Here is a 26,363-nt window from a genome sequence, read left to right on the forward strand (position 1 = left end):
CCACCGCTTCCTCGTTCGCGCAGGCGACGGACCTGCAGTACCGCGAGATCTTCGACAAGATCGATTCCGGCTTCTGCGTGATCCAGATGCTGTTCGAGGGCGAGCGCGCGGTCGATTACGTGTTCCTGCAGGTCAATCCGGCCTTCGAGCGCGAGACCGGCCTGCGCGACGTGGTCGGGCGGCGCATGCGCGAGATCTCGCCGACCCACGAGGAGCACTGGTTCCAGCGCTACGGCGCCGTCGCGTTGACAGGTCGTCCGGACAAGTTCGAGAACTTCGCGACTGCGCTGGACCGCTGGTGGGCAGTGGATTCGTTCCGCGTCGGCGCGCCGGAACTGCGCCAGGTCGCCGTGCAGTTCCTCGACATCACCGAGCGCAAGCGGATGGAGCGCGACCTGGCCGAGAGCGAGGCGCGCTTCAGCGCGCTGGCAGAGGGCCTGCCGATGCCGGTGTGGGTGCTGGACGCCCAGGGCGAAATGCGCTTCACCAACACCGCCTATGCCGAATTCTTCGGCATCGATCTGGACACCGATGCTGCGCGCCCGGGTTGGGGCGACGTGCTGCATCCGGAAGACGTGGGCGTGTTCGCCTACGAATTGCGCAACGCGCTGCACGACCAGCGCAACCTGCGCGCGCTGGTGCGCGCGCGCCGCCACGATGGCGAGTGGCGCTGGGTGGAAATGACCGCGGTGCCGCGCTATTCCGCCGAGGGCCAGTTCATCGGCCTGGCCGGCAGCAGTCCGGACGTCACCGAACGCCGCGACATCGAACTGGCGCGCGAGCAACTGCTGGAATCCGAGCGCAGCGCACGCAACGCCGCCGAGAGCATGGCACGGCTGAAGGACGAATTCCTGGCGACGCTGTCGCACGAACTGCGCACGCCGCTCACCACCATCCTCGGCTGGAGCGACCTGCTGCTGCAGCGGCTGCCGCCGGGCGACCCGAGCAGCAAGGGCCTGTCGGTGATCGCCAGCAGCGCGCGCGCGCAGCAGCGGCTGATCTCGGACATGCTCGATCTCAGCAGCATGCTGCTGGGCAAGGTGCAGTTGGAAGTGGAGGCGCTGGACCTGGCCGAACAGGTGCGCGAGGCGATGCGCGCGCAGGAGCCGGTGGCCGAAGGCAAGGACCAGGCGCTGACCCTGCAGGCGCCTTCGCAGCCGTGCATGGTGCTGGGCGACGCCACGCGCCTGCAGCAGGTGTTCTGGAATCTGTTGTCCAACGCGATCAAGTTCACGCCCGCGCACGGGCGCATCGCCCTGGCGATCGCGCTCGACGACGATGGCGAGCACGTCAGCGTGGCGGTGCGCGATTCCGGCGACGGCATTCCGCCGGAGTTCCTGCCGCATCTGTTCGGGCGCTTCCGCCAGGCCGACAGCACCACCACGCGCCTGCACGGCGGCCTCGGCCTGGGCCTGGCGATCGTGCAGCAACTGGTGGAAATGCATGGCGGCCAGATCAGTGCGGCCAGCGAAGGTCGCGGCTGCGGCTCGGTCTTCACCGTGCGCCTGCCGCTGCACCGCGATGCGCCGGGCTCGCGCCCGCTGCGCGAAGTGCGCGCGTTCGCGATGGCCGAACAGGTGGTCGAGGCGTATTCGCTCAAGGGCGTGCGCCTGTTGGCGGTGGAGGACCAGCCGGACATGCTCGACTACCTGCGGCGCCTGCTCGAGGAGCAGGGCGCGGAGGTGGTCGCGGTGGGCTCGGCCAGCGAGGCGCTGGAGGTGCTCGACGGCGGCGGCCATGCGGCGATCGACGTGATGGTCACCGACATCGGCATGCCGGGCATGGATGGCTACGGGCTGATCCGCACCGTGCGCGAGAACATGGGCCTGGGCGCGGACGAACTGCCGGCGGTCGCGGTGACTGCGCTGGCGCGTGCCGACGATCGCCAGCGCGCGCTGCAGTCCGGCTTCCAGGAACACCTGGCCAAGCCGTACAGCGTGGCGCAGCTGGTCTCGGCGGTGCGCTTCGCGCGGCAGCGTTAGCGCGGTCTTGCCCGCCGGCTCACGCGGCCGGCGTTAGGGTGCTGCGGTTCCCCCTCAGGAGTCCGCCGATGACCCAGTTTGCCGAGCGTATCCACACCGACCAGGCGCAGATCCAGGCGCTGGAAGCGTTGATCCTGCAACTGCCCGGGCAGGCGCATGTGCGCATCGAATTGCACGACGGCAGCGTGTGCTTCGGCACCGTGTCGGTCCGGCCCAGCATCCAGCAGTTCCGCGACGCCGATGGCAACGAGGGCAGCAATGCGCAGGTGCGCATCGACGACCTCGACGATCCGGCCCGGCACCGCTACCTGTGGCTGGACGAAATCCGCAGCGTGCGTCAGTTGCCGGCGCGGCCCTGGGAGACCGATCCGCGCGGCGACGCCTCTTGACGCATCTTTCACTTTTTTCGCGTCGGGGCTGTGCATCATCGGCGTTCCCCCGTGTTCCCGGATATCCAAGACACATGGCCATGTCTTCGCCGATTCGCGCCCGTTGGGTGTTGTGTGCGCTCAGTGCCGCCCTGCTCGCCGCCTGCGGCGACACCGCCAAGCACTCCATCGAGGAGGGCATGGGGCCGGATCCGGTGTTGCCCGATCCAGTCAAGCGCATGATCCCCACGGTCAAGGTCGCCGAGGTCAAGCGCTGGGCCGATGGTGCCGCGCCGATGCCGGCCGCCGACCTGGCGGTGCAGGCCTTCGCCCGCGACCTGGACCATCCGCGCTGGCTGTACGTGCTGCCCAACGGCGACGTGCTGGTCGCCGAGACCGCCGAGCCGCCGGCACCGGAAAAGGAGAGCAGCGGCCTGCGCGACAAGATCCAGGGCGCGATGATGGCCAAGGCCGGCGCCGCCGTGCCCAGCGCCAACCGCATCACCCTGCTGCGCGACGCCGACGGCGATGGCGTCGCCGAAGTGCGCACGCAGTTCCTCAAGGGCCTGTATTCGCCGTTCGGCATGGCCCTGGTCGGCGACCGCCTGTACATCGCCAATGCCGATGCCCTGGTCAGCTTCCCGTACAAGGACGGCGACACCCAGATCACCGCCGCGCCCAGCTTCGTCGCCAACCTGCCCGGCGGCATCAACCACCACTGGACCAAGAGCCTGCTGGCCAGCCGCGACGGCAAGAAGCTGTACGTGGGCGTCGGCTCCAACAGCAACGTCGCCGAGAACGGCATGGAGCAGGAGCTCAACCGCGCCGCGATCCTGGAAGTGGACGCCGCCAGCGGCGCCACCCGCGTGTTCGCCAGCGGCCTGCGCAATCCGGTCGGCCTGGCCTGGCAGCCCGGCACCGACACGCTGTGGACCGTGGTCAACGAACGCGACGAGATCGGCAGCGACCTGGTGCCGGATTATCTGACCTCGGTGCGCGAGGGCGGTTTCTACGGCTGGCCGTACAGCTACTACGGCCAGCACGTGGACGAGCGCGTGCAGCCGCAGAACCCGGAGATGGTGGCCAGCGCGATCAAGCCGGACTACGCGCTGGGCGCGCATACCGCCTCGCTGGGCCTGGCCTTCTACGAGGGTGCGCTGCTGCCGCAGCCCTACCGCGGCGGCGCCTTCATCGGCCAGCACGGCTCCTGGAACCGCGACCCGCCGTCGGGCTACAAGGTGATCTACGTGCCTTTCGCCAACGGCAAGCCCAGCGGCAAGCCGCAGGACGTGCTGACCGGCTTCCTCGACGCCGAGGGCCGCGCGCAGGGCCGCCCGGTCGGCGTGGCGGTGGACAAGCCGGGCGCGCTGCTGGTCGCCGACGACGTCGGCAATGTGGTGTGGCGGGTGACGCCGAAGCCGGGGAAGTGAGCGGTCTGGTTAGCCGCGTGTTTCCGCATCGATCGTAGGGGTGGCTTCGGTCGCGGCGCGGGGTTCATGGTCGCGATGCGGGATTGATGGCTGCGACGTGGGCTTCATGGTGGAGCCCGATCGCGGCTTAGGCCGTTCCTGCAAAGGGCCACCGCGGAAGGTGTGGCGCGTGCCCCCAGGGCTGCTGCAGCGCGCATCTCATTGCGCGGCCGCGTGCTTCGAAAAACATGCGCAGGCACCCATAGGAGCGGCTTCAGCCTCGACGGGTCTTACAGGAAAACCACGACCGCAGCCGCTTCCTGGAAGCCGGCCTTGTTTGCTGCAATCGAAAATCGCGCGAGTGGGCACGAGGGCAAATCCATCTCTGCTAACGCGTGCAGGAGCGGCGTCGGCCGCGACCGGGATGCGCCTGGCACGACCTGGTCGCGGCCGACGCCGCTCCTGCAGGTTTGATTGACCGAGCCGAAAGCCCGGCGTCAGTGCTCCACAGGCGCCGGCTCCACACCGAAGCGGCGGGCGTAGCCGCGTTCGTTGAAGACGCGCTCCACTTCGGTGTCGCCCAGTTCCGGGGCGGCATAGACGGCATACACCACGCTGCCGTCGTCGCGTGCGCCGCGCTGGTGCAGGCGGTAGCGCGGACGCCCGGTGCCGGTGTTCTCCGGGTAGTGCAACGGCGGCTGGCTGCCATCCAGGTCCACTTCGCTGTTGTCGACGACGCCGCCGATGAACACTGCGCGCATGCTGCCTCTCCGGTCATTGGGTGCCTTGCAGCCTAGGCGCGGCGATGTTGCCGAAACATCAATGATGCGTTGGATTCGCGCAAAACCGGGGTCGCGGCGCACTGCCGGTAGAATGCGCGTCCCTGTTCCGATGACTCACGCCCGATGCCGGCTGCGCAAGACGCCCCCCTCGACACCCTGTTCCTGCCGTTCGCCCAGGGCGTGCTGCGCTGGCCTGCCGGCAAGGTGCTGTTCCTGCGCGCCCGCGACGGCTGGGCGCTGCGCCAGCACGCGCAGCCGCCGCAAATGGTCTGCGAGCAGGACTACCGGCCGTTCGCCAGCGCGCTGCAGCAGGGCGGCTGGACGGTGCGTGCGGAGCAGGACGGCGCCGCCGACGCAGGCGGCTACGCGCTGGTGCTGGTGCTGCCGCCGCGCCAGCGCGAGGAAGCGCGGGCGCTGCTGGCGCGCGCCGTGGCGCTGGCCGCGCCGGGCGGCATGGTGGTGGCCTGCCAGGCCAACAACGAGGGCGCGCGCTCCGGCGAGGACGACCTGCAGCAATTGGCTGGACTCGGCGGCAAGCTGACCAAGCACCACTGCCGCGTGTACTGGACCGCGCCGCTGCAGGGCGGCCACGACGCCGCGCTGCAGCAGCGCTGGGCAACGCTGGATGCGGTGCGGCCGATTCTCGACGGTCGCTTCCGCAGCCGCCCGGGCGTGTTCGCCTGGGATCGCATCGACCCGGCCTCGGCGCTGCTGGCCGAGCACCTGCCCGCCGACCTGCGCGGCCGTGCCGCCGATCTCGGCGCCGGCTACGGCTACCTGTCGGCCGAACTGCTGGCGCGCTGCCCGCAACTGACCGCGCTGGACCTGTTCGAGGCCGACGCGCGCGCGCTGGCGCTGGCGCGCGCGAATCTGGCGCAGGCACCGGCCGGCCCGACGCTGGGCTTCCACTGGCACGACGTGACCACCGGACTGCCGGGGCAGTACGACGTCATCGTCAGCAATCCGCCGTTCCATGCGCCGGGGCGGATGGAGCGGCCGGACATCGGCCGGCGCTTCATCGCGGTGGCGGCGCAGGCGCTGGCGCCCGGTGGGCGGCTGTTCCTGGTCGCCAACCGGCATTTGCCCTACGAGGCGGTGCTCGACGCCAGTTTCGGGGAGACCGAGGTGCTCGCCACCCGCGACGGCTTCAAGCTGATCCACGCGGTGCGCAGCCGTGCCGGAGCGCGCCGATGAAACTGGTCAAGCACCTGGCCAACCTGGGCTACGGCAGCCGCAAGCAGGTGGCGCTGATGTTCCGCGAGGGCCGCATCACCGACGCCGAGGGCGAGGTGCTGTATGCCGACGACCAGGTGCCGCACGCGGCGATCCGGGTCGACGGCGAGCCGCTGGACCCGCCGCCAGGGCTGATCCTGGCGCTGCACAAGCCGGTGGGCTACACCTGCTCGACCAAGGATCCGGGGCGCATCGTCTACGATCTGCTGCCGCCGCGCTTCCGCCTGCGCTCGCCGCTGCTGTCCACGGTGGGGCGGCTGGACCGCGACACCAGCGGTCTGCTGCTGATGACCGACGACGGTGCGCTGCTGCATCGCATCGTCTCGCCCAAGGCGCGGCTGGCCAAGGTCTACGAGGCCACCCTGGCCGAGGACCTGCGCGGCGACGAGGCCGCGCAGTTCGCCAGCGGCACGCTGATGCTCGACGGCGAGACCACGCCGCTGCTGCCGGTGCAACTGGAGACGCTGGGGCCGCGGCAGGTGCGCGTGGCCCTGCACGAAGGCCGCTACCACCAGGTGCGGCGCATGTTCGCGGCCGTCGGCAACCACGTGGCCGCGCTGCACCGCAGCCGCATCGGCGGCTTCGGCCTGGACGATCTGCCCTCGGGGCAGTGGCGGGTGCTGGAGGCGGAGGACGTGGCGGTGCTGTTCGAGGGCCGGGATTAGGGAGTCGGGATTGGGGATTGGCAAAAGCGCGTGGCGCCACGCACCGTCGCAAATCCCGCTTCTACGAATCCCGAATCCCAAATCACGAATCCCGCTCCCCAACCGCCCGCTTCCAGCCCTCCAGCCCCAGCGTCTCCAGGGTCTGCAGATTGCGCTCGACGATCACGTCCGCGTCCGGGAACGCGGCCACTGCGCGTTCCACGCTGTCCTCGCGCAGCAGGTGCAGGGTGGGGTAGGGCGCGCGGTTGGTGTAGTTGCCGATATCGTCCGGTGCGGTGCCGGCGAACTGGTACTGCGGATGGAAACTGGCGACCTGCAGCACGCCCTGCAGGTCCAGCGCCTCGACCGCGGCGTCGGCGTTGTCGAGGAAGTCGTTGTAATCCAGGAAGTCCTGCAGCACGTCCGGATGCACGATCAACGTGGTGTCGATCTGCTCGGCCGGGGTGTCGCGCAGCAGCACCAGTTCCTCGGCCAGCTGTTCGAGCAGTGCCTCGGGCGTACTCGCATCGCTGAGCACGAAACGCACCTGCTGCTTGACGTACACCGCCTTGGCGAACGGACACAGGTTCAGCCCGATCACCGCGCGCTCCAGCCATCGGCGGGTCAGGGCGATCGGGTCGTCGGAGGCGGGGGCAAGCGAGGTGGGAGGCATGGCGTCGGCGGCGGCGAAGGGGCGGCGCGCGTGGGCACGGGGCCGCGCGCGGCGGCCAGTGTATGCCGGATAGGCGCCGGTGGCCGGGGTTACGGTGCGTTCCAGCGGTTGTAGGACACGTCCAGCCACGGCGGATGCTCGGCATACATCTCGCGGATCAGTTGCTTGGTCAGTTCCACCAGGCCGGAGTCGTCGTTGCGGCGATAACTCATGATGATCGGCGAGGTGGCGTGTTCGTCGTCGATCAGGCGGTAATGCAGGTCGCTGCGCATCGACCGCGCCGAGGCCGGGATCAGGCAGATCCCGCTCTCGGCCGCGACCAGGCCCAGCGCGGTCTGCAGCTCGCGCACCTCCTGCAGTTCGCTGGGATGCGCGCCGTGATCCTGCAGCAGCGACAGCACCTGATCGGCGAAGCTGGGGCGCGGATGGCTGGGATAGAGCAGCAGCCGTTGCCCGGCCAGCGCCGCCGGCGGCAGCGGCGCGTCCTCCGCGGCCAGTGGGTGTTCCATCGGGATCGCCGCGACCAGGCGCTCCTCGCGCAGGACCAGGCGTTCGACATGCTGGTCGCTGCTGCGCACGCGGCCGAAGCCCAGGTCGATGCGGCCTTCCTTCAGCGCTTCCACCTGCTGGCTGGACATCAGCTCGACCAGGCGCACTTCCAGGTCCGGTCGCGCCTGGCGCAGGCGCCGCACCACCGTGGGCAGACCGCCGTACAGGGTGGAGGCGACGAAGCCGATCGAGGCCACGCGGCGCTCGCTGCGGCCGAGCCGGCGCGCGGCCTCGGTCATCTGCTCGACCCGGCCCAGCACCTGCAGCGCTTCCTCGTAGAACAGCCGTCCGGCGTCGGTGAGACGCAGCGGGCGGCTGCGCCGCACCAGCAGCGGCACGCCCAGTTGCTGTTCGATCTGCTGGATCTGCCGGCTCAGCGGCGGTTGCGCGATATGCAGGATTTCTGCGGCACGGGTGAAGTTGCGTTCGCGGGCGACGGCCACGAAGTAGCGGAGTTGACGCAGATCCATAGACGCTCGCTGTGGCGGAAAGTTACATGACATTCAAAGTATGCTGTGCTGCAGCAAATCATGAACGTCTAGGTTTCCCGCCATACTATATCTTCAGGGTATGAAATGGTGCTGCATTCAGTCTTGGACGGCAGTGCCGTGCCGGGCCAAGAATCGGCGCCATGTCACCGCACCCCACCACCGCCACCGTCGAACGCGTCGAGACGCTGCTGCTCGACCTGCCCACGATCCGCCCGCATCGCCTGTCGATGGCGACGATGCGCGGGCAGACCCTGATGCTGGTGCGCCTGCATTGCAGCGACGGCGTGGTCGGGCTGGGCGAGGGCACCACGATCGCCGGTCTGGCCTACGGCGCGGAGAGCCCGGAAGGCATGCAGTTGACGATCGACCGCTACATCGCGCCGCTGCTGGTCGGGGCCGATGCCTGCGCGGTGCAGGCGCTGATGCAGCGGATCGGCGGCCTGGTCAAGGGCAACCATTTCGCCAAGTGCGCGATCGAGACCGCGCTGCTCGACGCCCACGGCCAGCGGCTCGGCCTGCCGGTGTCCGAGCTGCTGGGCGGGCGCCTGCGCGATCGCCTGCCGGTGGCGTGGACGCTGGCCTCCGGCGACACCGAACGCGACATCGCCGAGGCCGAACGCATGCTCGCCGAGCGCCGGCACAACGTGTTCAAGCTGAAGATCGGCACGCGCAGCGTCGCCGAGGACGTGGCCCACGTGGCGGCGATCAAGCGCGCGTTGGGGGCGCGCGGCGCGGTGCGGGTGGACGTCAACATGGCCTGGAGCGAGACCGAGGCGGTGCGCGCGCTGCCGGCGCTGGCCGACGCCGGCTGCGAACTGGTCGAACAGCCGGTGGCGTCGCTGGCGGCGATGCGGCGGCTGATGCGGCGCTTCCCGATCGCGCTGATGGCCGATGAGATGCTCAACGGCCCGGACAGCGCCTTCCAGGCCGCCCAGCAGGGCGCCGCCGACGTGTTCGCGGTGAAGATCGAACAATCCGGCGGCCTGTTCGCCGCGCAGAAGGTCGCCGCGATCGCCGATGCCGCCGGCATCGGCCTGTACGGCGGCACGATGCTGGAAGGGGCGATCGGCAGCATCGCCTCGGCCCATGTCTTCGCCACCTTCCCCCATCTGCAGTGGGGCACCGAACTGTTCGGGCCGCTGCTGCTGACCGAAGAGATCCTCGCCGAGCCGCTGCGCTACGAGGATTTCCATCTGCACGTACCGCGCGCGCCGGGCCTGGGCATCGCCCTGGACGAGGCGCGGGTGGATGCCTTCCGTCGCGACCGCCGCCGCGTGGCGGTGCCGGTCGCGCCCAGCCAGGAGCCATGACCATGCTGTTCCACGTGACCATGGAAGTGAACCTGCCCGGCGACATGCCGCCCGAGCGCGCCGAGCAACTCAAGGCGCAGGAAAAGGCGCGTTTCCAGGAACTGCAGCGCAGCGGCCAGTGGCGGCACATCTGGCGGGTGGTCGGGCAATACGCCAACGTCAGCATCTTCGACGTGGCCGACAACACCCAGTTGCACGCCCTGCTGCTGTCGCTGCCGCTGTTTCCCTACATGCGTATCGCCGTCACGCCGCTGTGCCGGCACCCGTCCTCGCTGTACGAGGACGATCGCTAGAACCGAAGCAACGACGCTTCCCTGGGGAGGGGAACGTCTCAAGGCAGCCAACGCCACCATGAGCAAAGAAGGGACCATACGATGAGCGTCAAGATTTTCGAGACTGCGAACGTGCAGGCATTTCTGCGGTCGGTCTGCGGTTTGGACCAGGCCGGCGGCGACGCACGGGCGAAGCAGATCATGCACCGGTTGTTGTCGGACCTGTTCAAGGCCATCGACGACCTGAACGTCACCCCCGACGAATACTGGACCGCCGTCGCCTGGCTCAACGACCTGGGTGCGGCCGGTCAGGCCGGGCTGATCTCGCCCGGGCTGGGCGTTGACCACTTCCTGGACCTGCGCCTGGACGCCATCGACGCCGAACTGGGCATCGACAATCCGACCCCGCGCACCATCGAAGGGCCGCTGTACGTGGCCGGTGCGCCTGTGGCGCACGGCTTCGCCCGGCTCGACGACGGCAGCGACGAAAACGGCCATACCCTGATCATGCACGGCACCGTGTACGCCGCCGACGGCCGCCCGCTGCCCGGCGCCACGGTGGAGGTGTGGCACTGCGACACGCGCGGTTTCTATTCGCACTTCGATCCCACCGGCAAGCAGGCGCCGTTCAACATGCGCCGCACCATCGTCGCCGACGACAACGGCCAGTACCGTTTCCAGAGCATCGTGCCCAAGGGCTACGGCGTGCCGCCGGGCAGCCCGACCGAACGCCTGCTGTTCGCGCTCGGCCGCCATGGCCAGCGTCCGGCGCACATCCACTTCTTCGTCGGCGCCGACGGCCACCGCAAGCTGACCACGCAGATCAACATCGCCGGCGACCCGCTGGTCAACGACGACTTCGCCTACGCCACCCGTGACGGCCTGGTGCCGGCGATCGTCGAGCACAGCGACGCGGCCAGCATCGCCGCCAATGGCGTGGACGGCCCGTTCGCCGAGATCCGTTTCGACTTCCGTCTCACCGAGCTTGTCGACGGCGTCGACAACCAGGCCAACCCGCTGCGCCGGCGCGCCGCCGCCTAGCGTCTGCTGCGCCAACCGCGTCCGTCGTCGTCGCGGCGGCCTGCCGTCGCGCACGGCCGCCGCCTTCCCCCAGGAGACAACGCCACATGTCCGCCGTCATCGACAAAGCGACCGCGCTCGACGACCTGCTCGCCAGCGCCGTGCAGGACGACCATGCCGAAGGCAGGTTCCGCTGCCGCCGCGACATCTTCACCAACGCCGACCTGTTCGAGCTGGAGATGAAGCACATCTTCGAGAGCAACTGGGTCTATCTGGCGCACGAGAGCCAGATCCCCGCGCCGAACGACTACTACAGCACCTACATCGGCCGTCAGCCGGTGGTGATCACCCGCGACAAGCACGGCGAACTGCACGCGGTCATCAACGCCTGCGCGCATCGCGGCGCGATGCTGTGCCGGCGCAAGCACGGCAACAAGGGCAGCTTCACCTGTCCGTTCCATGGCTGGACCTTCTCCAATACCGGCAAGCTGCTCAAGGTCAAGGACGAGAAGACCACCCAGTACCCGCCGCAGTTCGGCCAGGACGGCAGCCACGATCTCAAGCGCGTGCCGCGCTTCGAGAGCTACCGCGGCTTCCTGTTCGGCAGCCTGCGCGAGGACGTGGCGCCACTGCACGAGTTCCTGGGGCAGACCCGGATCATCATCGACCAGATCGTCGATCAGGCGCCGCAGGGGCTGGAAGTGCTGCGCGGCAACTCGTCCTATGTCTACGACGGCAACTGGAAGCTGCAGATGGAGAACGGCTGCGACGGCTACCACGTCAGCACCGTGCACTGGAATTACGCCGCCACCATGAGCCGGCGCAAGCAGGAAGGCACCCCGGCGGTCGATGCCGGCAGCTGGAGCAAGAGCGTCGCCGGCGTGTACGGCTTCGAGAACGGCCACATCCTGCTGTGGACCAAGACCATGAACCCGGAAGTGCGCCCGGTGTACGCGCAGCGCGAGGAACTGGCGCAGCGCCTGGGCGCCGACCGCGCCGCGTTCATCGTCGAGCAGACGCGCAACCTGTGTCTGTATCCGAACCTGTTCCTGATGGACCAGTTCTCCACGCAGATCCGCGTGGTCAGGCCGCTGGACGTGGACAAGACCGAGGTCAGCATCTTCTGCTTCGCGCCCAAGGGCGAAAGCGCGCGCGACCGTGCGCTGCGCATCCGCCAGTACGAGGATTTCTTCAACGTCTCGGGGATGGGCACCGCCGACGACCTGGAGGAGTTCCGCGCGTGCCAGGCCGGCTACGCCGCCGGCGCGGCGCCGTGGAACGATCTCAGCCGCGGCGCGCCGTTGTGGATCGACGGCCCCGACGAGAATGCGCGGCGGATGGGACTGGCGCCGCTGCTGTCGGGCGAGCGCAGCGAGGACGAAGGCCTGTTCGTGCGCCAGCACGCGTACTGGGCGGAGGCGATGCGCGAGGCGATCGCACGCGAACGCGAGGGTACGGCATGAGCACCGACTACCAGACCATCTGCGCCTTCCTGTACCGCGAGGCGCGCCTGCTCGACGACCGCCAGTGGGACGAGTGGCTGACCCTGTACGCCGAGGACGCGGTGTACTGGATGCCGGCCTGGGACGACGACGACCGCCTCACCGACGATCCGCAGTCGCAGATCTCGCTGATCTACTACGCCGATCGCTCCGGGCTGGAAGACCGCGTGTTCCGCATCAAGACCGAGCGCTCCGGGGCCTCCACGCCGGAGCCGCGCACCAGCCACAACCTGAGCAACATCGAGGTGCTGTCCGAGCACGGGCAGGACATCGAGGTGCGGCACAATTTCCACACGCTCAGCCATCGCTACAAGGTCACCGACCAGTTCTTTGGCACGGTGACGCTGACCCTGCGCCGGCAGGACGACGCGCTGCGCATCGCGCGCAAGACCATCGTGCTGAAGAACGATTACATCCGCCAGGTCGTCGACGTCTACCACGTCTGATCGGCACGTACCTGCGAGCAACCGCCATGTCCTATCGCATCGCGCTGAATTTCGAAGACGGCATCACCCGCTTCATCGACTGCAACGACGGCGAGACGGTGCTCGACGCCGCCTTCCGCCAGCGCATCAACCTGCCGATGGATTGCGCCGACGGCGTGTGCGGCACCTGCAAGTGCCGCGCCGAACGTGGGCGCTACGATCTGGGCGAGGACTACATCGAGGACGCGCTCAGCGCCGATGAAGCCGCCGCCGGCATGGTCCTGACCTGCCAGATGCGGCCGCAGTCGGACTGCGCCGTGGCGGTGCCGGCGACCTCGCTCGCCTGCAAGACCGGGAGCGTGCACTTCCAGGCCACGGTGGCGGCGGTGGTCGCGCATGCCGACGCCGCGCTGGAACTGACCCTGGAAACGATCGGCCCGGCGCCGGCCTTCCTGCCCGGCCAGTACGTCAACATCGCCGTGCCCGGCAGCGGCCATTTGCGCGCGTATTCCTTCAGTTCCGCGCCGGGCGCGTCCACGCTGACCTTCCTCATCCGGCGCGTCCCCGGTGGCCTGATGAGCGCCTACCTGGACACGGCCACGCCGGGACAGGTCCTGGACCTCAACGGCCCGCTGGGCAGCTTCTACCTGCGCGAGATCACCCGGCCGCTGCTGTTGCTGGCCGGCGGCACCGGCCTGGCGCCGTTCCTGTCGATGCTGGCGCAATTGCAGGCCAGCGGCTGCGCGCATCCGGTGCATCTGATGTACGGCGTGACCCGCGGCGCCGATCTGGTGCTGCTGGAGCGCCTGCAGGCGCTGGCCGAGCAGGCCGACTGGTTCACGTTCGATACCTGCGTGGTCGATCCGGCGGCGGCGCATCCGCGCACCGGCTACGTCACCGAGCACCTGCCGGCGCACGCCCTGCACGGCGGCGACGTGGACGTGTACCTGTGCGGACCGCCGCCGATGGTCGAAGCGGTGCGCACGCATTTTTCCGGCATCGGGCTGGTTCCGGCCGCCTTCCACTACGAGAAGTTCACCCCCAGCGCCGTGGCGCCGGTGCAGGAACGGGCCGCATGAGCGCGCGTTTCGCCGGCAAGGTGGTGGTGATTACCGGCGCGGCGCAGGGCATCGGCCTGCGCGTGGCCGAGCGTGCCGCCGCCGAGGGCGCACGGCTGGTGCTGGTGGACCGCGCCGACCATGTCGCCGAACTGTCCCAGGCACTGGCGCCGGCCGAAGTCGCCACGCTGGTGGCCGACCTGGAACACTACGAGGAAAACGCGCGGGCGATGCAGTTCGCGCAGGCGCAGATGGGCCGCATCGACGTGCTGGTGAACAACGTCGGCGGCACCATCTGGGCGCAGCCGTACCAGGAATACACCCCGGCGCAGATCGAGGCCGAGGTGCGGCGCTCGTTGTTCCCGGCGCTGTGGGGATGCCGCGCGGCGCTGCCGTACATGATCGCGCAGGGTGGCGGGGCGATCGTCAACGTCTCCTCCATCGCCACCCGCAGCATCCATCGCGTGCCGTACGGCGCGGCCAAGGGCGGGGTCAACGCGCTGACCGCGTGCCTGGCGTTCGAGCACGCCGCGCATGGCATCCGCGTCAACGCGGTCGCCCCGGGCGGTACCGAGGCGCCGCCGCGGCGGGTGCCGCGCAATGCCGATGCGCAGAGCGCGCAGGCGCAGGCCTGGTATCAGCAGATCGTCGCGCAGACCGTGGAATCGAGCCTGATGAAACGCTACGGCACGCTCGACGAGCAGGCCGCGGCGATCCTGTTCCTGGCCTCGGACGAGGCTTCCTACATCACCGGGACGGTGCTGCCGGTGGGCGGCGGCGACCAGGGATGATCCACCCGCCCGGCCCGCCGTGCGCGCGTCGCCGCGGCCTGCCGCCGCGCACCGGCGGCGCCCACTGACCCCCGTGTCCTCACCTCTGTCCTTTCCTGGAGCGAACGCCATGCAGTCCCCTCTCTTCGACCCTTCGCGGCTGGCGCCGGACGTGCTGGCGGTGTTGCAAGGCATGGCCGCCAGCGGCGCGCCCCCGCTGGAGACCCTGCCGATCCCGCAGCTGCGCCAGGCCTACGGTCAGATCGGCGCGCTGCTCGGCGGCACGCCGTTGCCGGTGGCCGAGGTCCGTGCGCTGACCGCCACGGGGCCGGCCGGTCCGATCCCGCTGCGCCTGTATCGGCCGGTCAGCGCGCCGCAGGCCACCGCGGCCATCGTCTATCTGCACGGCGGCGGCTGGAGTGCCGGCGATCTGGACACCCACGATCCGGTCTGCCGGCGCCTGGCGCAGGCGGCCGCGTGCGCGGTGGTGGCGGTGGACTACCGGCTGGCGCCGGAACATCCGGCCCCGGCCGGCCCGCAGGACGTGGTCGCGGCGATCGCCTGGCTGGCGGCGCATGCCGGCGAGCTGGGCCTGGATGCCGGCCGCCTGGCCGTGGCCGGCGACAGCGCCGGCGGCAGTCTGGCGGCGGTGGCCTGTCAGCAGTTGCGCGGCAGTGCGGTGGCGCTGCGCGCGCAGGCGCTGTTCTATCCGAGTACGGATCTGTCGCCGGCATCGCAGGACTTTGCGGCGCGCCACGAGAACGCGCATGTGCCGCCGCTGACGCTGGCGGTGATGCAGGCGATGTCGGCGCCGTTCGTGGCCGAGTACGACCCCAGCGACAGCCGGCTGTCGCCGCTGCGCGCGGCCGATCTGCGCGGACTGCCACCGGCCTTGATCTACACCGCCGCCTGCGACGTGCTGCGCGACGACGGCCGCCACTACGCCGATGCCCTGCGCACGGCCGGGGTGGCGGTGGAGTACGTCGAACTGCCGGGCATGGTGCACGGCTTCGTCGAAATGGCCGGCGTGCTGCCGGCCGCCGTGCGCGCCATCGAACATGCCGCCGCCTTCCTGAGCGCGCGACTGGCATGACCGGCAACCCCGATTCCCAGGAGAACACCCGCATGAACGATACGCTTTTGCTGCAGCACGATTTCTGGCACGGAGCGCTTTTCACCGGTCAGTGGCAGGCCGCCACCGAGAGCGCGGAGGCGATCGCGCCGGCCAGCGGAGAGCAGCTCGGCCGCGTCGGCCTGGCTGGCCCGGCGCAGGTCGCGGTCTCGGCCGCCGCCGCTGCGCAGGCGCAACGCGGCTGGGCCGCGGCGCCGTATGCGCAACGCGCGCAGGTACTGCGCCAGGCCGCGCAACTGGCCGAGCGGTTCCAGCAGGAGATCGCCGATTGGCTGGTGCGCGAGAGCGGTTCCACCCAAGGCAAGGCCGGCTTCGAAGCGGCCCTGTGCGCCACCGCCCTGCACGAAGCGGCGGCGCTGCCGTCGCGCAGCGCCGGCGAGGTGCTGCCCTCCGCGGCGGGGCGCCTGAGTCTGGCGCGGCGCCGTCCGCTGGGCGTGGTTGGCGTCATCGCGCCGTTCAATTTCCCGCTGTACCTGGCCATGCGCGCGGTGGCGCCGGCGCTGGCGCTGGGCAACGCGGTGGTGCTCAAGCCCGATCCGCGCACCGCGATCTGCGGCGGCGCGGTCATCGCGCGGCTGTTCGAACTGGCCGGCCTGCCGGCCGGCGTGCTGCACGTGCTGCCCGGCGATGGCGGCGCCGGCGCCGCACTGACCGCCGATCCGTACGTGGCGATGATCCAGTTCACCGGTTCCACCGCGGCCGGGCGCAAGGTCGGCGAGGCGGCCAGCCGTCATCTGAAGAAGGTGTCGCTGGAGCTGGGCGGCAAGAACTCGCTGATCGTGCTCGACGATGCCGACCTGGATCTGGCGATCGCCAACACCGCCTGGGGCGCGTATCTGCACCAGGGCCAGATCTGCATGTCCGCCGGCCGCGTGCTGGTGCAGCGCGCACTCTACCCGCAGTTCGTCGAGCGGCTGGCGGCCAAGGCCAGGAGCCTGAGCGTCGGCGACCCGGCCAGCGGCGAGGTCGCGCTCGGCCCGTTGATCGATGCGACCCAGCGCGATCACGCCGCGCGCCTGGTCGCGGCCGCGCGCGAGGCCGGTGCCACCGTCGCCGCCGGCGGCGGCTACCGCGACCTGTTCTTCGAGCCCACCGTGCTCAGCGACGTCACCCCCGACAACCCGGCCTTCCGCGAGGAGATCTTCGCTCCGGTGGCGGTGGTGGTGCCGTTCGACACCGATGCCGAGGCCGTCGCCCTGGCCAACGACACCGAGTACGGGCTGTCGATGGCGGTGCTGTCGGCCGACGTCGGCCGCGCAATGGCGCTGGGCGAGCAGTTGCGCACCGGCCTGCTGCACATCAACGACCAGACCGTCAACGACGAGGTGGTCAATCCGTTCGGCGGCGTCGGCGCCTCCGGCAACGGCAGCAGCATCGGCGGCCCGGCGAACCTGGAAGAGTTCACCCAGTGGCAGTGGTTGACCGTCAAGGGCGCAGCGCCCGCCTATCCGCTTTGAACCCCAGGAGACAGTGCGATGAACGCAGCAACCGATAAGCGCGAGATCACCGTGGCGGTCGCGCACGCGCCGCAACAGCCCTTCACCATCGAGCAGGCGCGCATCCGCGCGCCGCAGGACGACGAGGTGCTGGTGCGGGTGGTGGCCACCGGCCTGTGCCACACCGACCTGATCGTGCGCGATCAGTACTATCCGGTGCCGCTGCCGGCGGTGCTCGGCCATGAGGGCGCCGGCGTGGTCGAAGCGCTGGGTCCCAACGTCAAGAGCCTGCAGGTCGGCGACCACGTGGTGCTCACCTATGGCGCCTGCGGCCACTGCAATCCCTGCGATGGCGGGCATGCCGCGTATTGCCAGGAGTTCTTCCCGCGCAACTTCGGCGGTGCCGACGCGCATGGCCATACCGCCATCGAGGATCTGCACGGGCAGCCGCTGCACGACCACTTCTTCGCCCAGTCCTCGTTCGCCACCTATGCGCTGGCGCGCGAGAACAATGCGATCAGGGTGTCGCGCGAGGCGCCGCTGGAACTGCTCGGCCCGCTGGGCTGCGGCATCCAGACCGGAGCCGGCGCGGTGATCAATGCGCTGAAGGTGCGTCCTGGCAGCAGCTTCGTGGCGATCGGCGCCGGTGCGGTCGGACTCAGCGCGGTGATGGCCGCGCACGTGGCCGGCGCCGCCTGCATCATCGCCGTGGACGTGGTGCCGTCGCGGCTGGCGCTGGCCAAGGAACTGGGCGCCACGCACGTGATCGACAACCGCGAAGGCGATCTGGTGGAAGCGGTGCGCGCGATCACCGGCGGCGGCGCCGACTTCGCGCTCGAATCCACCGGGCGTCCGCAGTTGCTGGAGGCGGGCATCGAAGCGTTGGCCAGCCTGGGCACGATCGGCGTGGTCGGCGCACCCAAGCTCGGCACCATGGCCGGTTTCGACGTCAACAACCTGCTGCTGGGCGGACGCAGCATCCGCGGCATCGTCGAGGGCGACAGCGTGCCGCAGGTGTTCATTCCGCAACTGGTGACGCTGTACCAGCAGGGCCGCTTCCCGTTCGACAAGCTGGTGAAGTTCTATCCGTTGAGCGACATCAACCAGGCCGCCGCCGACAGCAGCAGCGGCATCACCCTCAAGCCGATCCTGCGCATGGCCAGCTGAGCCTTGCGCTGGCGACGGCGCTGCCGTCGCGCGTGTCCCCGCAGCAGGCGTCGCGCCTGCCTCGGCACCGACGTCGCCACACGCTGCCGTGGGCGATGCCGGTGCCGTTTTTTTGATCGGGCCCTCGCCGTGCGCGTTCGCCGGCATCCTGCCTGCCTCGGCCGAGACGCGGGAGGCCGGCGCGCGTGCCAGGCTGCGCCGCAGTGCAGCGCCTGAGCGGTGTCTGCGTTGCCCACCTTGCGTTGCCGGACCGCACCGCCGCAGCGCGCGTGCGATGGCGGCGCGCCGCCGCCCGATGAAGCCCGTGCCGTGTAGCGCCGCGCGCCGCGCGCCGCTGCGCTGCGCGTGCGTGGCTGTCTGCGCGCTGCGGCGCGCGGGGTGTCCAGTGGCATGCAGACACTGGCATGCGCAACCTTGCCGAGGCGGCGCAGAGCGCGTGTGCGTGCGCGTCCAGGCGTTGGCGTTTGCGCAAGCGATGCGGGCGTGCGCCTGCGGCGACGCTGCCGCTGCGTCGGCATGCACGCCATCGAACGCGCATGTTGCATCGCGGAAGATCCAGTGCTAGCGCGCATCGCGCGATGAACATACCAGCAGGGTATGAAACGAGACTGACATGGTCTTGGACGCCTGGTGTGATGCGGGGCAGTGTCGGACGCATGGATGCATCGCCGAGGTCAGTCGTCTCCTGCTTTGATCGTCGCGAGCGTCCGTACCGGTCGCGCGCACGGTCTTGCGTTCGCGTCGTACCGCGTCGCCGTGTCGGCCGACGCGTGCACAAAGGATGAGTGCTGTTTCCAACATCCCGCGCTGCCGGTCGTCACGACGGCAGTGCGGACCCCGCGTGCCGCCGGTCGGCGGCCGCACCCACGCATCGGCTCGGAGGGAGGGCTCGATCATGCAACAGTTGCACCATTCATCGCGTCGCAAGAAGCACCAGCACCGCGCACGGCCGTGGACCACGCTGCTGTGGACCATGGCGGCGGTGTCCGGCGGCGCAGCCGCCAACAACGGCGTGGCCCTGCCCGGCTACGGCGCACAGACCCAGGGCCTGGCCGGCACCTCGATCGCGTTGCCGCTGGACGCGGCGGCGTCCGCCAACAACCCGGCCGGCATGGGCGCGGTCGGCGACCGCATGGACGCCGACCTCACCTTGATCGCGGCGCCGGTGCGCGCGCAGGTCGGCCCCAACCGCTACGGCGACGATGCGCTGGTTCCGGTGCCCACCGCCGGCTACAACCATCAACTCAACGACGACCTGAGCCTGGGGGTGTCGGTGTTCGGCCACGGCGTCGCGCTGGACTACGGCGCTCCGGTGTATGGCAGCCACAACACCCTGTCCAAGCTGCAGCAGGTGGTATTCGCGCCGACCCTGGCCTGGCGCGTGGGCGAGCACCAGTACCTGGGCATCTCGCCGCGGCTGGCCTACCAGCGCTTGCACGTCGCCGGCCTGGAGGGGGTCGGCTTCCAGTCGGCCGGGGCCGATGCGGCCTACGGATACGGTGTCGCCGTGGGCTGGTACGGCCAGCTCGCGCCGCGCCTGAGCGCCGGCGTCACCTGGTCCAGCCGCATCCGCTTCGGCCAGATGCAGCGCTACCGTGCGCTGCTGCCGGAAGGCCGTCTGAACATGCCGCAGCAGGCCGGTGTCGGTCTGGCCTGGCAGGCCAGCGATGCGCTGACCGTGGCGGCCGACTGGCTGTGGATCGACTGGGCCGGCGAGCGCTCCTACGGCAATCGCGTCGATGAGGGCGGCGCGTTCGGCGATCCGAACGGTCCGGGCTTCGGCTGGCGTAGCCAGCGCGTGTTCCGCCTGGGTGCCGACTACCGCCTCAACGATGCCTGGTCGCTGCGGGCCGGCTATTCCCGCGGCAGCCGCCTGATCCCCGACAGCCAGGCGCAACTCGCGGTGCTGGCGCCGTTGGCGCAGTACCGCCACTACGCGCTTGGCGCGACCTGGCGGCTGTCGCCGCAGCTGTCGCTGACCGGCAGCGTCACCCACGCACCGGGCGGTTCGGTCGCCAGCGGCGGCGTGCAGGCCGGGACCCGCGACCTCACCTATCTCACTTTCGGCCTCGGCTGGACCTTCCGCTGAGCCACACGGAGACGACCCCATGCAAACCTATCTGTTGCTGCACGGTTCCTGGCACGACGGCCACGCCTGGGACGGCGTCGCCGCCCATCTGCGCGCGCACGGCGTGCAGGTGCACGCACCGACCATCGCCGGGCATGGCGTGGGCGCCGACAAGCGCGTCTCGCACGCCGACTGCGTGGCCTCGGTGGTGGACTACGTGCGCCGCCACGACCTACGCGACCTGGTCGTGCTCGGCCACAGCTGGGGCGGCAGCATCGTGCAACGCCTGGCCGAGGAGGAGCCGGAGCGCTGCAAGCGGCTGATCTTCCACAACGCCTTCGTGCTGCGCGACGGCGAGGCGCTGTTCGATCTGTTGCCGCCGCACTATCAGGCGCTGTGGAAGAACGCGGTCGATGCCGACGGCGGCATCATGCTGCCGTTTCCGATCTGGCGCGACGGCTTCATCGGCGACGCCGACCTGGCGCAGGCGCAGCAGGCGTACGCGCAGTTGAGTCCGACCCCCGCGCGCAGCCATTTCGACGCGGTACCGCTCAAGCGTTTCCACGAGCTGCAGATCCCGCGCAGCTGGCTCTATGCCACCGACGATGTGGCACTGCCGCCGGGCGAGTACGGCTGGCATCCGCGGCTGAGCGCGCGCCTGGGCGGTTACCGTCTGGTCAGCCTGCCGGGCAGCCACGAAGTGTGTTTCAGCGCGCCTGCGCTGCTGGCCGAGAAAATCCTGCTGGCTGGCCGCGACTGACATTCCCCACCGGAGACTCCAGATGAATCCTGCATCCCCCCTGCGCATCGGCATCGTCGGCGGCGGCATCGCCGGCGTCGGTCTGGCCCTGGGCCTGTGCCGGCACCGCCATCTCGACGTGCAACTGTTCGAATCGGCGCCGGCCTTCGGCGAAATCGGCGCCGGCGTCTCGTTCGGCCCCAATGCGGTACGCGCGCTGGCCGGCCTGGGCATGGGCGAGCCCTATGCCGAACTCGCCGACCGCACCCCCGCCCCATGGCAGGACGTCTGGTTCGAATGGCGCCGCGGCGAGGACGCGCGGCTGCTGGGCCAGACCCTGGCGCCCGGCGTCGGCCAGTCGTCGGTGCACCGCGCCGACTTCCTCGATGCGTTGGCCACCCGCCTGCCGTTCGGGCTGGCCAGGTTCGGCAAACGCGCAGTCGCCGTGGACCAGGACGCCGACGTGGCGCGCGTGCGCTTCGCCGACGGCAGCCAGTACGAAGGCGACGTGCTGATCGCCGCCGACGGCATCAAGTCCGCCATGCGCGGCGAAGTGCTGCGTGCGCTCGGCCATGCACCGGCCGAACCGCGTTTCACCGGCACCTGCGCCTATCGCGGCCTGATCGACGCCGCGCGGCTGCGTGCCGCTTTCGCCGCCCGCGGCGTGGACGCGCACCTGGTCGACGTGCCGCAGATGTTGCTGGGCCTGGACGCGCACATCCTGACCTTCCCGGTGAAGCAGGGAAGGCTGATCAACGTGGTTGCCTTCGTCTCCGACCGCAGCGAGCCGGCGCCGCAATGGCGCGCTGGCCAGGCCTGGGTACGCGAGGCCAGCCGCCGCGAGATGCTGGAGGCGTTCGCGCACTGGGGCGAGGCGGCGCGTACGCTGCTGGAGTGCATCGACACGCCCACGCACTGGGCGCTGCACGATCTGGCCGAGCTGCCCGGCTATGTGCATGGGCGGCTGGCGCTGATCGGCGATGCCGCGCACGCGATGTTGCCGCACCAGGGCGCCGGCGCCGGGCAGGGCCTGGAGGATGCCTATCTGCTGGCGCAACTGCTGGCCACGCCTGGCCTGACGCGCGGCGATCTGCCGGCCCTGCTGCAGGTCTACGAGCGCCTGCGCCTGCCGCGCGCCTGCCGCGTGCAGCGCACCTCGCGCGAGGCCGGCGAGCTGTACGAACTGCGCGATCCGCAGGCCGGCGCCGACGATACGCGGCTGGCGCAGACGCTGGCGCAGCGCTTCGACTGGATCTGGACGCACGACCTGGAAGCCGAAGTGGCGCAGGGGCGGAGAATGCTGGCCGCGGGCGTCACCGCGGGTGCCTAGCAAGAAATTGCGGCGCTAGGCGTCCGCGTCCCGGCGCGGAGGCGGGAGTGCCGTTGCGTGGTGTCGTCTCGTTCCGATGCGGAGTGCGTCGCTTTCGCATGGGCTGCAATGGCCGGGATGCGCTCGCGTGGTCATGCCGGCATGCCTGCTTGCGCAGGCCGGACGGCATGCGCAGGTCGCGACATGGGCGTATCGCCTGTCTGCCGTGCCGCCCTGCAAGGCGAGGCGATGCGCAGCCGTGTGCACTCACGCAGCGTGGCGACGATATCGCGCGGTCGACTGCAGAACGACCATCGCCACGCGGTGGTCGTCCTGCACCCTTGCACCGGCATGGCGATGACGCGCGAGGCGTTTGCGCGGCGGCTTCAGTCGCGGAAATTGTCGAACTGCAGCGGCAGCTCGAAATCGCTCTTCTTCAGCAGCGCGATCGCGTCCTGCAGGTCGTCGCGCTTCTTGCCGCTGACCCGCAGCTTGTCGCCGTTGATCTGGGCTTCCACCTTGAGCTTGGCTTCCTTGAGCGTGGCCACGATCTTCTTGCCCAGCTTCTGCTCGATGCCCTGCTTGACGGTGATCTTCTGCCGCGCGCCGGCGAGGTTGGTCTCCACGTCGCCGAACTCCAGGCAACGTACGTCGATGCCGCGGGCCAGCAGGCGCGCGCGCAGGATGTCGGTCATCTGCTTGACCTGGAAATCGCTGGGCGCCGATTGCGTGATGACCTGGTCGTCGAGCGCGAACTTGGCGTCGACGCCCTTGAAGTCGAAGCGCGTCGACAGCTCGCGGTTGGCCTGGTCGACGGCATTGGTCAGTTCGTGCTTGTCGACTTCGGACACGATATCGAAGGAAGGCATGGGCAAGTCCTCGGCAAAGATGCCTATCGTAAGACGTGCGGGCGAGGAGTGGGGCGCGGCAGGTGGGAAGTGGCAGCGCCGGTGTCGCAGGGGCTGGCACGTGCAGGGTGGGATGGATGTCGGTTCCGGCGCGTTGCGCAATGTCGTGCGTTGGTGGGCGCCGCGCGTCGCGACTGAAGTCGCTCCCACAAGAAGCGGCATCGGCCGGTGCGCCGGCTGGAGCCATGTGGGAGGGACTTCAGTCCCGACGCGATGAGCCCCGGCACCACGCGCATCGCCGATCGCGGCGATAATGCGCCGATGCCCAACTCCCGTTCCAATGCCGCCGCCGCCGCGTGGATGATCGCCGCGGTCGCGTTCTTTTCGCTGATGGATGCGTCGATGAAGCAGCTCAGCACGCATTATCCGGCGCTGCAGGTCGCGGCATTGCGCGGTGGGGCTTCGCTGCCGTTCGTGCTGGTATGGGTGCTGGCCAGCGCCGGGCCGCGCGCGATCTGGCCGGTGCGCTGGGGCTTGCATCTGCTGCGCGGCGTGCTCGGCATCGCCATGATCGGCTGCTTCGCCTGGGCCTTGCGCAGCCTGCCGCTGTCCACCGCCTACACCATCTACTTCGTCGCGCCGCTGCTGGTGGCGGCGCTGTCGGTGCCGCTGCTCGGCGAATACGTGGGCCCGCGGCGCTGGGCGGCGATCGGCGTCGGCCTGGTCGGCGTGCTGGTGGTGCTGCGCCCGGGTATGGACGGGTTCGTCTCGCTGCCGGGGCTGATGGTGCTGCTGGCGGCCATCGCCTACGCGGTCGCCTCGGTGCTGGTCAGCCTGCTGGCGCGCACCGACACGTCGCAGTCGCTGGTGGTGTGGTTCCTGCTGATCATGGCGCTGGGCGCCGGTGCGCTGGCGTTGCCGGAGTGGACCCCGCTGCGCCCGGCCGACACCGGCTGGATCGCCGGCATGGGCCTGGCCGGGGCGCTGGGCCAGGTGGCGCTGACCCAGGCGTTCCGCCGCGGCGACGCCTCGCTGGTTGCGCCGCTGGAGTACAGCGGCCTGTTGTGGGTGATTCCCTGGGACTGGCTGCTGTGGCGCAAGCTGCCCGATGTCTGGACCTGGGTGGGCGGGGCGATCATCGTCGCCAGCGGCCTGTACCTGCTGCACCGCGAGCGGATCCGCGCGGTGGCGCATCCGCCGCCGCAGGCACGCCCCTAGGCCCCGCGATGCGCGCCTACGTTAGAATCGAATGGAATAACGCACGCCATCCTGGCCTGCTAGGCTTTGCGCCCCCCGTCGCTGCCGGTCCCGCGCGTTGATCCAGTTCGAGCGCCTGCACAAGTCCTATTCCGTCGCCGGCCAGCCGGTCGTGGCGCTGCATCCGCTCGACCTGCGCATCGAGGCCGGCGAGGTGTTCGGCATCATCGGCCATTCCGGCGCCGGCAAGTCGACCCTGATCCGGTTGATCAATCGGCTCGAAGAGCCCAGCGGCGGTCGCCTGATCATCGACGGCGAGGACGTCACCGCGCTGGACCGCGCCGGGCTGCGCACGCTGCGCCAGCGCGTGGGCATGATCTTCCAGCACTTCAACCTGCTGTCTTCGCGCACGGTCGCCGGCAATGTCGCCTTCCCGCTGGAACTGGCCGGCACGCCGCGCGCGAAGATCGACGCGCGGGTGGCCGAGTTGCTGGAGCGGGTCGGGCTGGCCGCGCATGCCGGCAAGTACCCGGCGCAGCTGTCGGGCGGGCAGAAGCAGCGCGTCGGCATCGCCCGCGCCCTGGCCACGCGCCCACGGATCCTGCTGTGCGACGAGGCCACCAGTGCGCTGGACCCGCAGACCACCGCCTCGGTGCTGGCGCTGCTGGCGCAGATCAACCGCGAGCTGGGCCTGACCATCGTGCTGATCACCCACGAGATGGAGGTGATCCGCCGGGTCTGCGATCGCGTGGCGGTGCTCGATGCCGGGCACCTGGTCGAGAGTGGGCCGGTCACCGAGGTGTTCCTGCATCCGCAGCATCCGACCACCAAGCGCTTCGTGTCCGAGGCCGAGCACGTCGACGAGGCCGAGCTGTACCGCGATTTCACCGCCGTGGACGGGCGCATCCTGCGGCTGACCTTCCTCGGCACCGACACCTACGCGCCGCTGCTCGGGCGCATCGCCCGCGCCACCGCGGTGGACTACAACATCCTGTCCGGGCGCATCGACCGGATCAAGGACACCCCCTACGGCCAGCTGACCGTGGCCCTGGTCGGCGGCGACATGGATGCGGCGCAGGCCGCCTTCGTCGCGGCCGGCGTGCATGTGCAGGAGCTGCGCCGATGAGTCCGATCGCCACCGCCGCCACCGGCTTCTTCCGCAATCTCGATGCCGGCAAGTGGAGCGAGATCGGTCGCGCCACCGTCGATACGCTGCTGATGCTCGGCGGCTCGCTGCCGCTGACCCTGCTGATCGGCCTGCCGCTGGGCGTGCTGCTGTTCCTCACCGGCCCGCGCCAGACCCACCAGAAGCCGCTGCTGTACGGCGGCCTGGCGCTGGTTATCAACGTGCTGCGCTCGGTGCCCTTCATCATTTTGATGATCGCGATGATCCCGCTGACGCTGTGGGCGATGGGCACCTCGCTGGGCGTGCGCGGCGCGATCCTGCCGCTGGTGGTCGGCGCAGCGCCGTTCTACGCGCGGCTGGTGGAGACCGCGCTGCGCGAAGTGGACCGCGGCGTGGTCGAGGCCAGCCTGGCTATGGGTGCGACCACCTGGCAACTGGTGACGCGGGTGCTGCTGCCGGAAGCGCGGCCGGGCCTGATCGCCGGCGCCACGGTGACCACCATCGCCCTGATCGGCTTCACCGCGATGGGCGGCGCCATCGGGTCGGGCGGCCTCGGCGACCTGGCCTACCGCGACGGCTACCAGCGCTCGCATGCCGACGTGGCCCTGGTGACGGTGGTGATCCTGTTGCTGCTGGTGCAGGCGTTGCAGATGCTCGGCGACCGCCTGGTCGCGCACTACAGCCGGCGCTGATGTCCTGCGTACCGCGGTAGCAGCGGCGTCAGCCGCGACCCCGACCGGTGGAGCGGTCGCGGCTGAAGCCGCTCCTGCGCGCATGGATCGCCCCGCCTGCACGGCCGTCTGCTAGCGTGCACGCATCGCGGCCGCGGGTCGCGCTCCTCCACTCCCCCCCG

24 protein-coding genes and 1 pseudogene are annotated in these 26,363 nt (G+C 70.1%); 21 read left to right on the plus strand and 4 right to left on the minus strand.

Translation table 11 applies throughout. From position 1 onward, the window contains the following. Positions 1–38: 38 nt before the first annotated feature. The 3 genes and pseudogenes from SLW52_RS00235 to SLW52_RS00245 all read left to right on the plus strand — a co-directional run. Positions 39–1,982 (plus strand): annotated as a pseudogene (locus SLW52_RS00235) (ATP-binding protein); the annotation flags it as partial. A 68-nt stretch (positions 1,983–2,050) separates the two neighbouring features. Continuing rightward, positions 2,051–2,371, plus strand: a complete 321-nt coding sequence (locus SLW52_RS00240; RefSeq protein ID WP_017908768.1) for a DUF3247 family protein — start codon at positions 2,051–2,053, stop codon at positions 2,369–2,371. 74 nt (positions 2,372–2,445) lie between these two features. Next, positions 2,446–3,780, plus strand: coding sequence for a sorbosone dehydrogenase family protein (locus tag SLW52_RS00245; RefSeq protein ID WP_193312602.1), 1,335 nt, complete (start codon positions 2,446–2,448; stop codon positions 3,778–3,780). Between the two features lie 476 nt (positions 3,781–4,256). Here SLW52_RS00245 and SLW52_RS00250 read toward each other — a convergent pair whose 3' ends face one another. Continuing rightward, positions 4,257–4,520, minus strand: coding sequence for a hypothetical protein (locus tag SLW52_RS00250; protein ID WP_017908770.1), 264 nt, complete (start codon positions 4,518–4,520; stop codon positions 4,257–4,259). Between the two features lie 144 nt (positions 4,521–4,664). Here SLW52_RS00250 and SLW52_RS00255 point away from each other — a divergent pair, with 144 nt between their 5' ends. Beyond that, positions 4,665–5,735 carry a methyltransferase gene (locus SLW52_RS00255; protein WP_320739693.1) on the plus strand — a complete coding sequence of 357 codons (1,071 nt, stop codon included), beginning with the start codon at positions 4,665–4,667 and terminating at the stop codon, positions 5,733–5,735. Continuing rightward, positions 5,732–6,439, plus strand: coding sequence for a pseudouridine synthase (locus SLW52_RS00260; RefSeq protein ID WP_267114332.1), 708 nt, complete (start codon positions 5,732–5,734; stop codon positions 6,437–6,439). Before SLW52_RS00255 ends, SLW52_RS00260 begins: the two co-directional genes overlap by 4 nt. 82 nt (positions 6,440–6,521) lie before the next feature. Here SLW52_RS00260 and SLW52_RS00265 read toward each other — a convergent pair whose 3' ends face one another. Both SLW52_RS00265 and SLW52_RS00270 read right to left on the minus strand, forming a co-directional pair. Further along, entirely contained in the window at positions 6,522–7,091 is a 570-nt protein-coding gene (locus tag SLW52_RS00265; protein ID WP_017908773.1) for a DUF1415 domain-containing protein, read from the minus strand. 89 nt (positions 7,092–7,180) lie between these two features. Then, on the minus strand, positions 7,181–8,110 hold the full coding sequence (locus tag SLW52_RS00270; RefSeq protein WP_017908774.1) for a LysR family transcriptional regulator: 930 nt from the start codon (positions 8,108–8,110) through the stop codon (positions 7,181–7,183). A 161-nt stretch (positions 8,111–8,271) separates the two neighbouring features. On the opposite strand from SLW52_RS00270, the gene SLW52_RS00275 reads away from it, so the two are divergent. From SLW52_RS00275 to salA, 13 genes are all read left to right on the plus strand, one after another. After that, on the plus strand, positions 8,272–9,441 hold the full coding sequence (locus SLW52_RS00275; protein WP_148828006.1) for a muconate/chloromuconate family cycloisomerase: 1,170 nt from the start codon (positions 8,272–8,274) through the stop codon (positions 9,439–9,441). Positions 9,442–9,443: 2 nt separating this feature from the next. Further along, complete coding sequence (gene catC / locus SLW52_RS00280; RefSeq protein ID WP_170268170.1) at positions 9,444–9,734, plus strand: muconolactone Delta-isomerase; 291 nt, start codon at positions 9,444–9,446, stop codon at positions 9,732–9,734. Between the two features lie 81 nt (positions 9,735–9,815). Next, positions 9,816–10,754 (plus strand): catechol 1,2-dioxygenase, encoded by a 939-nt coding sequence (gene catA / locus SLW52_RS00285; protein WP_320739691.1) that lies wholly within the window; start codon positions 9,816–9,818, stop codon positions 10,752–10,754. Positions 10,755–10,840: 86 nt separating this feature from the next. Next, entirely contained in the window at positions 10,841–12,196 is a 1,356-nt protein-coding gene (locus SLW52_RS00290; protein ID WP_320739690.1) for a Rieske 2Fe-2S domain-containing protein, read from the plus strand. Then, complete coding sequence (benB, locus tag SLW52_RS00295) at positions 12,193–12,681, plus strand: benzoate 1,2-dioxygenase small subunit (protein WP_017908779.1); 489 nt, start codon at positions 12,193–12,195, stop codon at positions 12,679–12,681. The genes SLW52_RS00290 and benB overlap by 4 nt, the downstream gene beginning before the upstream one ends. 26 nt (positions 12,682–12,707) lie before the next feature. Beyond that, positions 12,708–13,739 (plus strand): benzoate 1,2-dioxygenase electron transfer component BenC, encoded by a 1,032-nt coding sequence (gene benC / locus SLW52_RS00300; RefSeq protein ID WP_320739689.1) that lies wholly within the window; start codon positions 12,708–12,710, stop codon positions 13,737–13,739. Then, positions 13,736–14,509, plus strand: coding sequence for a 1,6-dihydroxycyclohexa-2,4-diene-1-carboxylate dehydrogenase (locus SLW52_RS00305; protein WP_152238512.1), 774 nt, complete (start codon positions 13,736–13,738; stop codon positions 14,507–14,509). The genes benC and SLW52_RS00305 overlap by 4 nt, the downstream gene beginning before the upstream one ends. Before the next feature lie 109 nt (positions 14,510–14,618). Beyond that, a complete protein-coding gene (locus SLW52_RS00310) occupies positions 14,619–15,581 on the plus strand; it encodes an alpha/beta hydrolase (protein ID WP_017908782.1) in 963 nt (320 codons plus the stop codon). Between the two features lie 32 nt (positions 15,582–15,613). Continuing rightward, complete coding sequence (locus SLW52_RS00315) at positions 15,614–17,077, plus strand: benzaldehyde dehydrogenase (protein WP_320739688.1); 1,464 nt, start codon at positions 15,614–15,616, stop codon at positions 17,075–17,077. Between the two features lie 18 nt (positions 17,078–17,095). Continuing rightward, positions 17,096–18,223 (plus strand): NAD(P)-dependent alcohol dehydrogenase, encoded by a 1,128-nt coding sequence (locus tag SLW52_RS00320; protein ID WP_017913080.1) that lies wholly within the window; start codon positions 17,096–17,098, stop codon positions 18,221–18,223. Positions 18,224–19,118: 895 nt separating this feature from the next. Then, positions 19,119–20,312: an outer membrane protein transport protein gene (locus SLW52_RS00325; protein ID WP_267085763.1), complete on the plus strand. Its 1,194-nt coding sequence runs from the start codon at positions 19,119–19,121 to the stop codon at positions 20,310–20,312. 19 nt (positions 20,313–20,331) lie between these two features. Beyond that, positions 20,332–21,051 (plus strand): alpha/beta hydrolase, encoded by a 720-nt coding sequence (locus SLW52_RS00330; RefSeq protein ID WP_017915018.1) that lies wholly within the window; start codon positions 20,332–20,334, stop codon positions 21,049–21,051. A gap of 22 nt (positions 21,052–21,073) precedes the next feature. Continuing rightward, on the plus strand, positions 21,074–22,360 hold the full coding sequence (salA, locus tag SLW52_RS00335; protein ID WP_152236510.1) for a salicylate 1-monooxygenase: 1,287 nt from the start codon (positions 21,074–21,076) through the stop codon (positions 22,358–22,360). Positions 22,361–22,725: 365 nt separating this feature from the next. Here the strand turns inward: salA and SLW52_RS00340 are convergent, their stop codons facing one another. Next, the gene (locus SLW52_RS00340) at positions 22,726–23,208 is read right to left on the minus strand and encodes a YajQ family cyclic di-GMP-binding protein (protein ID WP_017913076.1); all 483 of its coding nucleotides are present in this window, start codon (positions 23,206–23,208) and stop codon (positions 22,726–22,728) included. A gap of 300 nt (positions 23,209–23,508) precedes the next feature. Here SLW52_RS00340 and SLW52_RS00345 point away from each other — a divergent pair, with 300 nt between their 5' ends. From SLW52_RS00345 to SLW52_RS00355, 3 genes are all read left to right on the plus strand, one after another. Then, positions 23,509–24,405: a DMT family transporter gene (locus SLW52_RS00345; RefSeq protein WP_320739687.1), complete on the plus strand. Its 897-nt coding sequence runs from the start codon at positions 23,509–23,511 to the stop codon at positions 24,403–24,405. A gap of 97 nt (positions 24,406–24,502) precedes the next feature. Further along, positions 24,503–25,510, plus strand: a complete 1,008-nt coding sequence (locus tag SLW52_RS00350) for a methionine ABC transporter ATP-binding protein (RefSeq protein ID WP_320739686.1) — start codon at positions 24,503–24,505, stop codon at positions 25,508–25,510. After that, positions 25,507–26,202, plus strand: a complete 696-nt coding sequence (locus SLW52_RS00355; protein WP_152236506.1) for a methionine ABC transporter permease — start codon at positions 25,507–25,509, stop codon at positions 26,200–26,202. The genes SLW52_RS00350 and SLW52_RS00355 overlap by 4 nt, the downstream gene beginning before the upstream one ends. Positions 26,203–26,363 lie beyond the last annotated feature (161 nt).

The sequence above is a fragment of the Xanthomonas sp. LF02-5 genome (genome assembly GCF_034105325.1).
In the GTDB taxonomy this organism is placed as follows: domain Bacteria; phylum Pseudomonadota; class Gammaproteobacteria; order Xanthomonadales; family Xanthomonadaceae; genus Xanthomonas_A; species Xanthomonas_A sontii.

Excerpts from the sequence above, each read along its gene's own strand:
- SLW52_RS00240 (WP_017908768.1), top strand. The coding sequence starts at position 2,051 with ATGACCCAGTTTGCCGAGCGTATCCACACCGACCAGGCGCAGATCCAG.
- SLW52_RS00245 (WP_193312602.1), top strand. The coding sequence starts at position 2,446 with ATGGCCATGTCTTCGCCGATTCGCGCCCGTTGGGTGTTGTGTGCGCTC.
- SLW52_RS00250 (WP_017908770.1), bottom strand. The coding sequence starts at position 4,520 with ATGCGCGCAGTGTTCATCGGCGGCGTCGTCGACAACAGCGAAGTGGAC.
- SLW52_RS00255 (WP_320739693.1), top strand. The coding sequence starts at position 4,665 with ATGCCGGCTGCGCAAGACGCCCCCCTCGACACCCTGTTCCTGCCGTTC.
- SLW52_RS00260 (WP_267114332.1), top strand. The coding sequence starts at position 5,732 with ATGAAACTGGTCAAGCACCTGGCCAACCTGGGCTACGGCAGCCGCAAG.
- SLW52_RS00265 (WP_017908773.1), bottom strand. The coding sequence starts at position 7,091 with ATGCCTCCCACCTCGCTTGCCCCCGCCTCCGACGACCCGATCGCCCTG.
- SLW52_RS00270 (WP_017908774.1), bottom strand. The coding sequence starts at position 8,110 with ATGGATCTGCGTCAACTCCGCTACTTCGTGGCCGTCGCCCGCGAACGC.
- SLW52_RS00275 (WP_148828006.1), top strand. The coding sequence starts at position 8,272 with ATGTCACCGCACCCCACCACCGCCACCGTCGAACGCGTCGAGACGCTG.
- catC (WP_170268170.1), top strand. The coding sequence starts at position 9,444 with ATGCTGTTCCACGTGACCATGGAAGTGAACCTGCCCGGCGACATGCCG.
- catA (WP_320739691.1), top strand. The coding sequence starts at position 9,816 with ATGAGCGTCAAGATTTTCGAGACTGCGAACGTGCAGGCATTTCTGCGG.
- SLW52_RS00290 (WP_320739690.1), top strand. The coding sequence starts at position 10,841 with ATGTCCGCCGTCATCGACAAAGCGACCGCGCTCGACGACCTGCTCGCC.
- benB (WP_017908779.1), top strand. The coding sequence starts at position 12,193 with ATGAGCACCGACTACCAGACCATCTGCGCCTTCCTGTACCGCGAGGCG.
- benC (WP_320739689.1), top strand. The coding sequence starts at position 12,708 with ATGTCCTATCGCATCGCGCTGAATTTCGAAGACGGCATCACCCGCTTC.
- SLW52_RS00305 (WP_152238512.1), top strand. The coding sequence starts at position 13,736 with ATGAGCGCGCGTTTCGCCGGCAAGGTGGTGGTGATTACCGGCGCGGCG.
- SLW52_RS00310 (WP_017908782.1), top strand. The coding sequence starts at position 14,619 with ATGCAGTCCCCTCTCTTCGACCCTTCGCGGCTGGCGCCGGACGTGCTG.
- SLW52_RS00315 (WP_320739688.1), top strand. The coding sequence starts at position 15,614 with ATGAACGATACGCTTTTGCTGCAGCACGATTTCTGGCACGGAGCGCTT.
- SLW52_RS00320 (WP_017913080.1), top strand. The coding sequence starts at position 17,096 with ATGAACGCAGCAACCGATAAGCGCGAGATCACCGTGGCGGTCGCGCAC.
- SLW52_RS00325 (WP_267085763.1), top strand. The coding sequence starts at position 19,119 with ATGCAACAGTTGCACCATTCATCGCGTCGCAAGAAGCACCAGCACCGC.
- SLW52_RS00330 (WP_017915018.1), top strand. The coding sequence starts at position 20,332 with ATGCAAACCTATCTGTTGCTGCACGGTTCCTGGCACGACGGCCACGCC.
- salA (WP_152236510.1), top strand. The coding sequence starts at position 21,074 with ATGAATCCTGCATCCCCCCTGCGCATCGGCATCGTCGGCGGCGGCATC.
- SLW52_RS00340 (WP_017913076.1), bottom strand. The coding sequence starts at position 23,208 with ATGCCTTCCTTCGATATCGTGTCCGAAGTCGACAAGCACGAACTGACC.
- SLW52_RS00345 (WP_320739687.1), top strand. The coding sequence starts at position 23,509 with ATGCCCAACTCCCGTTCCAATGCCGCCGCCGCCGCGTGGATGATCGCC.
- SLW52_RS00355 (WP_152236506.1), top strand. The coding sequence starts at position 25,507 with ATGAGTCCGATCGCCACCGCCGCCACCGGCTTCTTCCGCAATCTCGAT.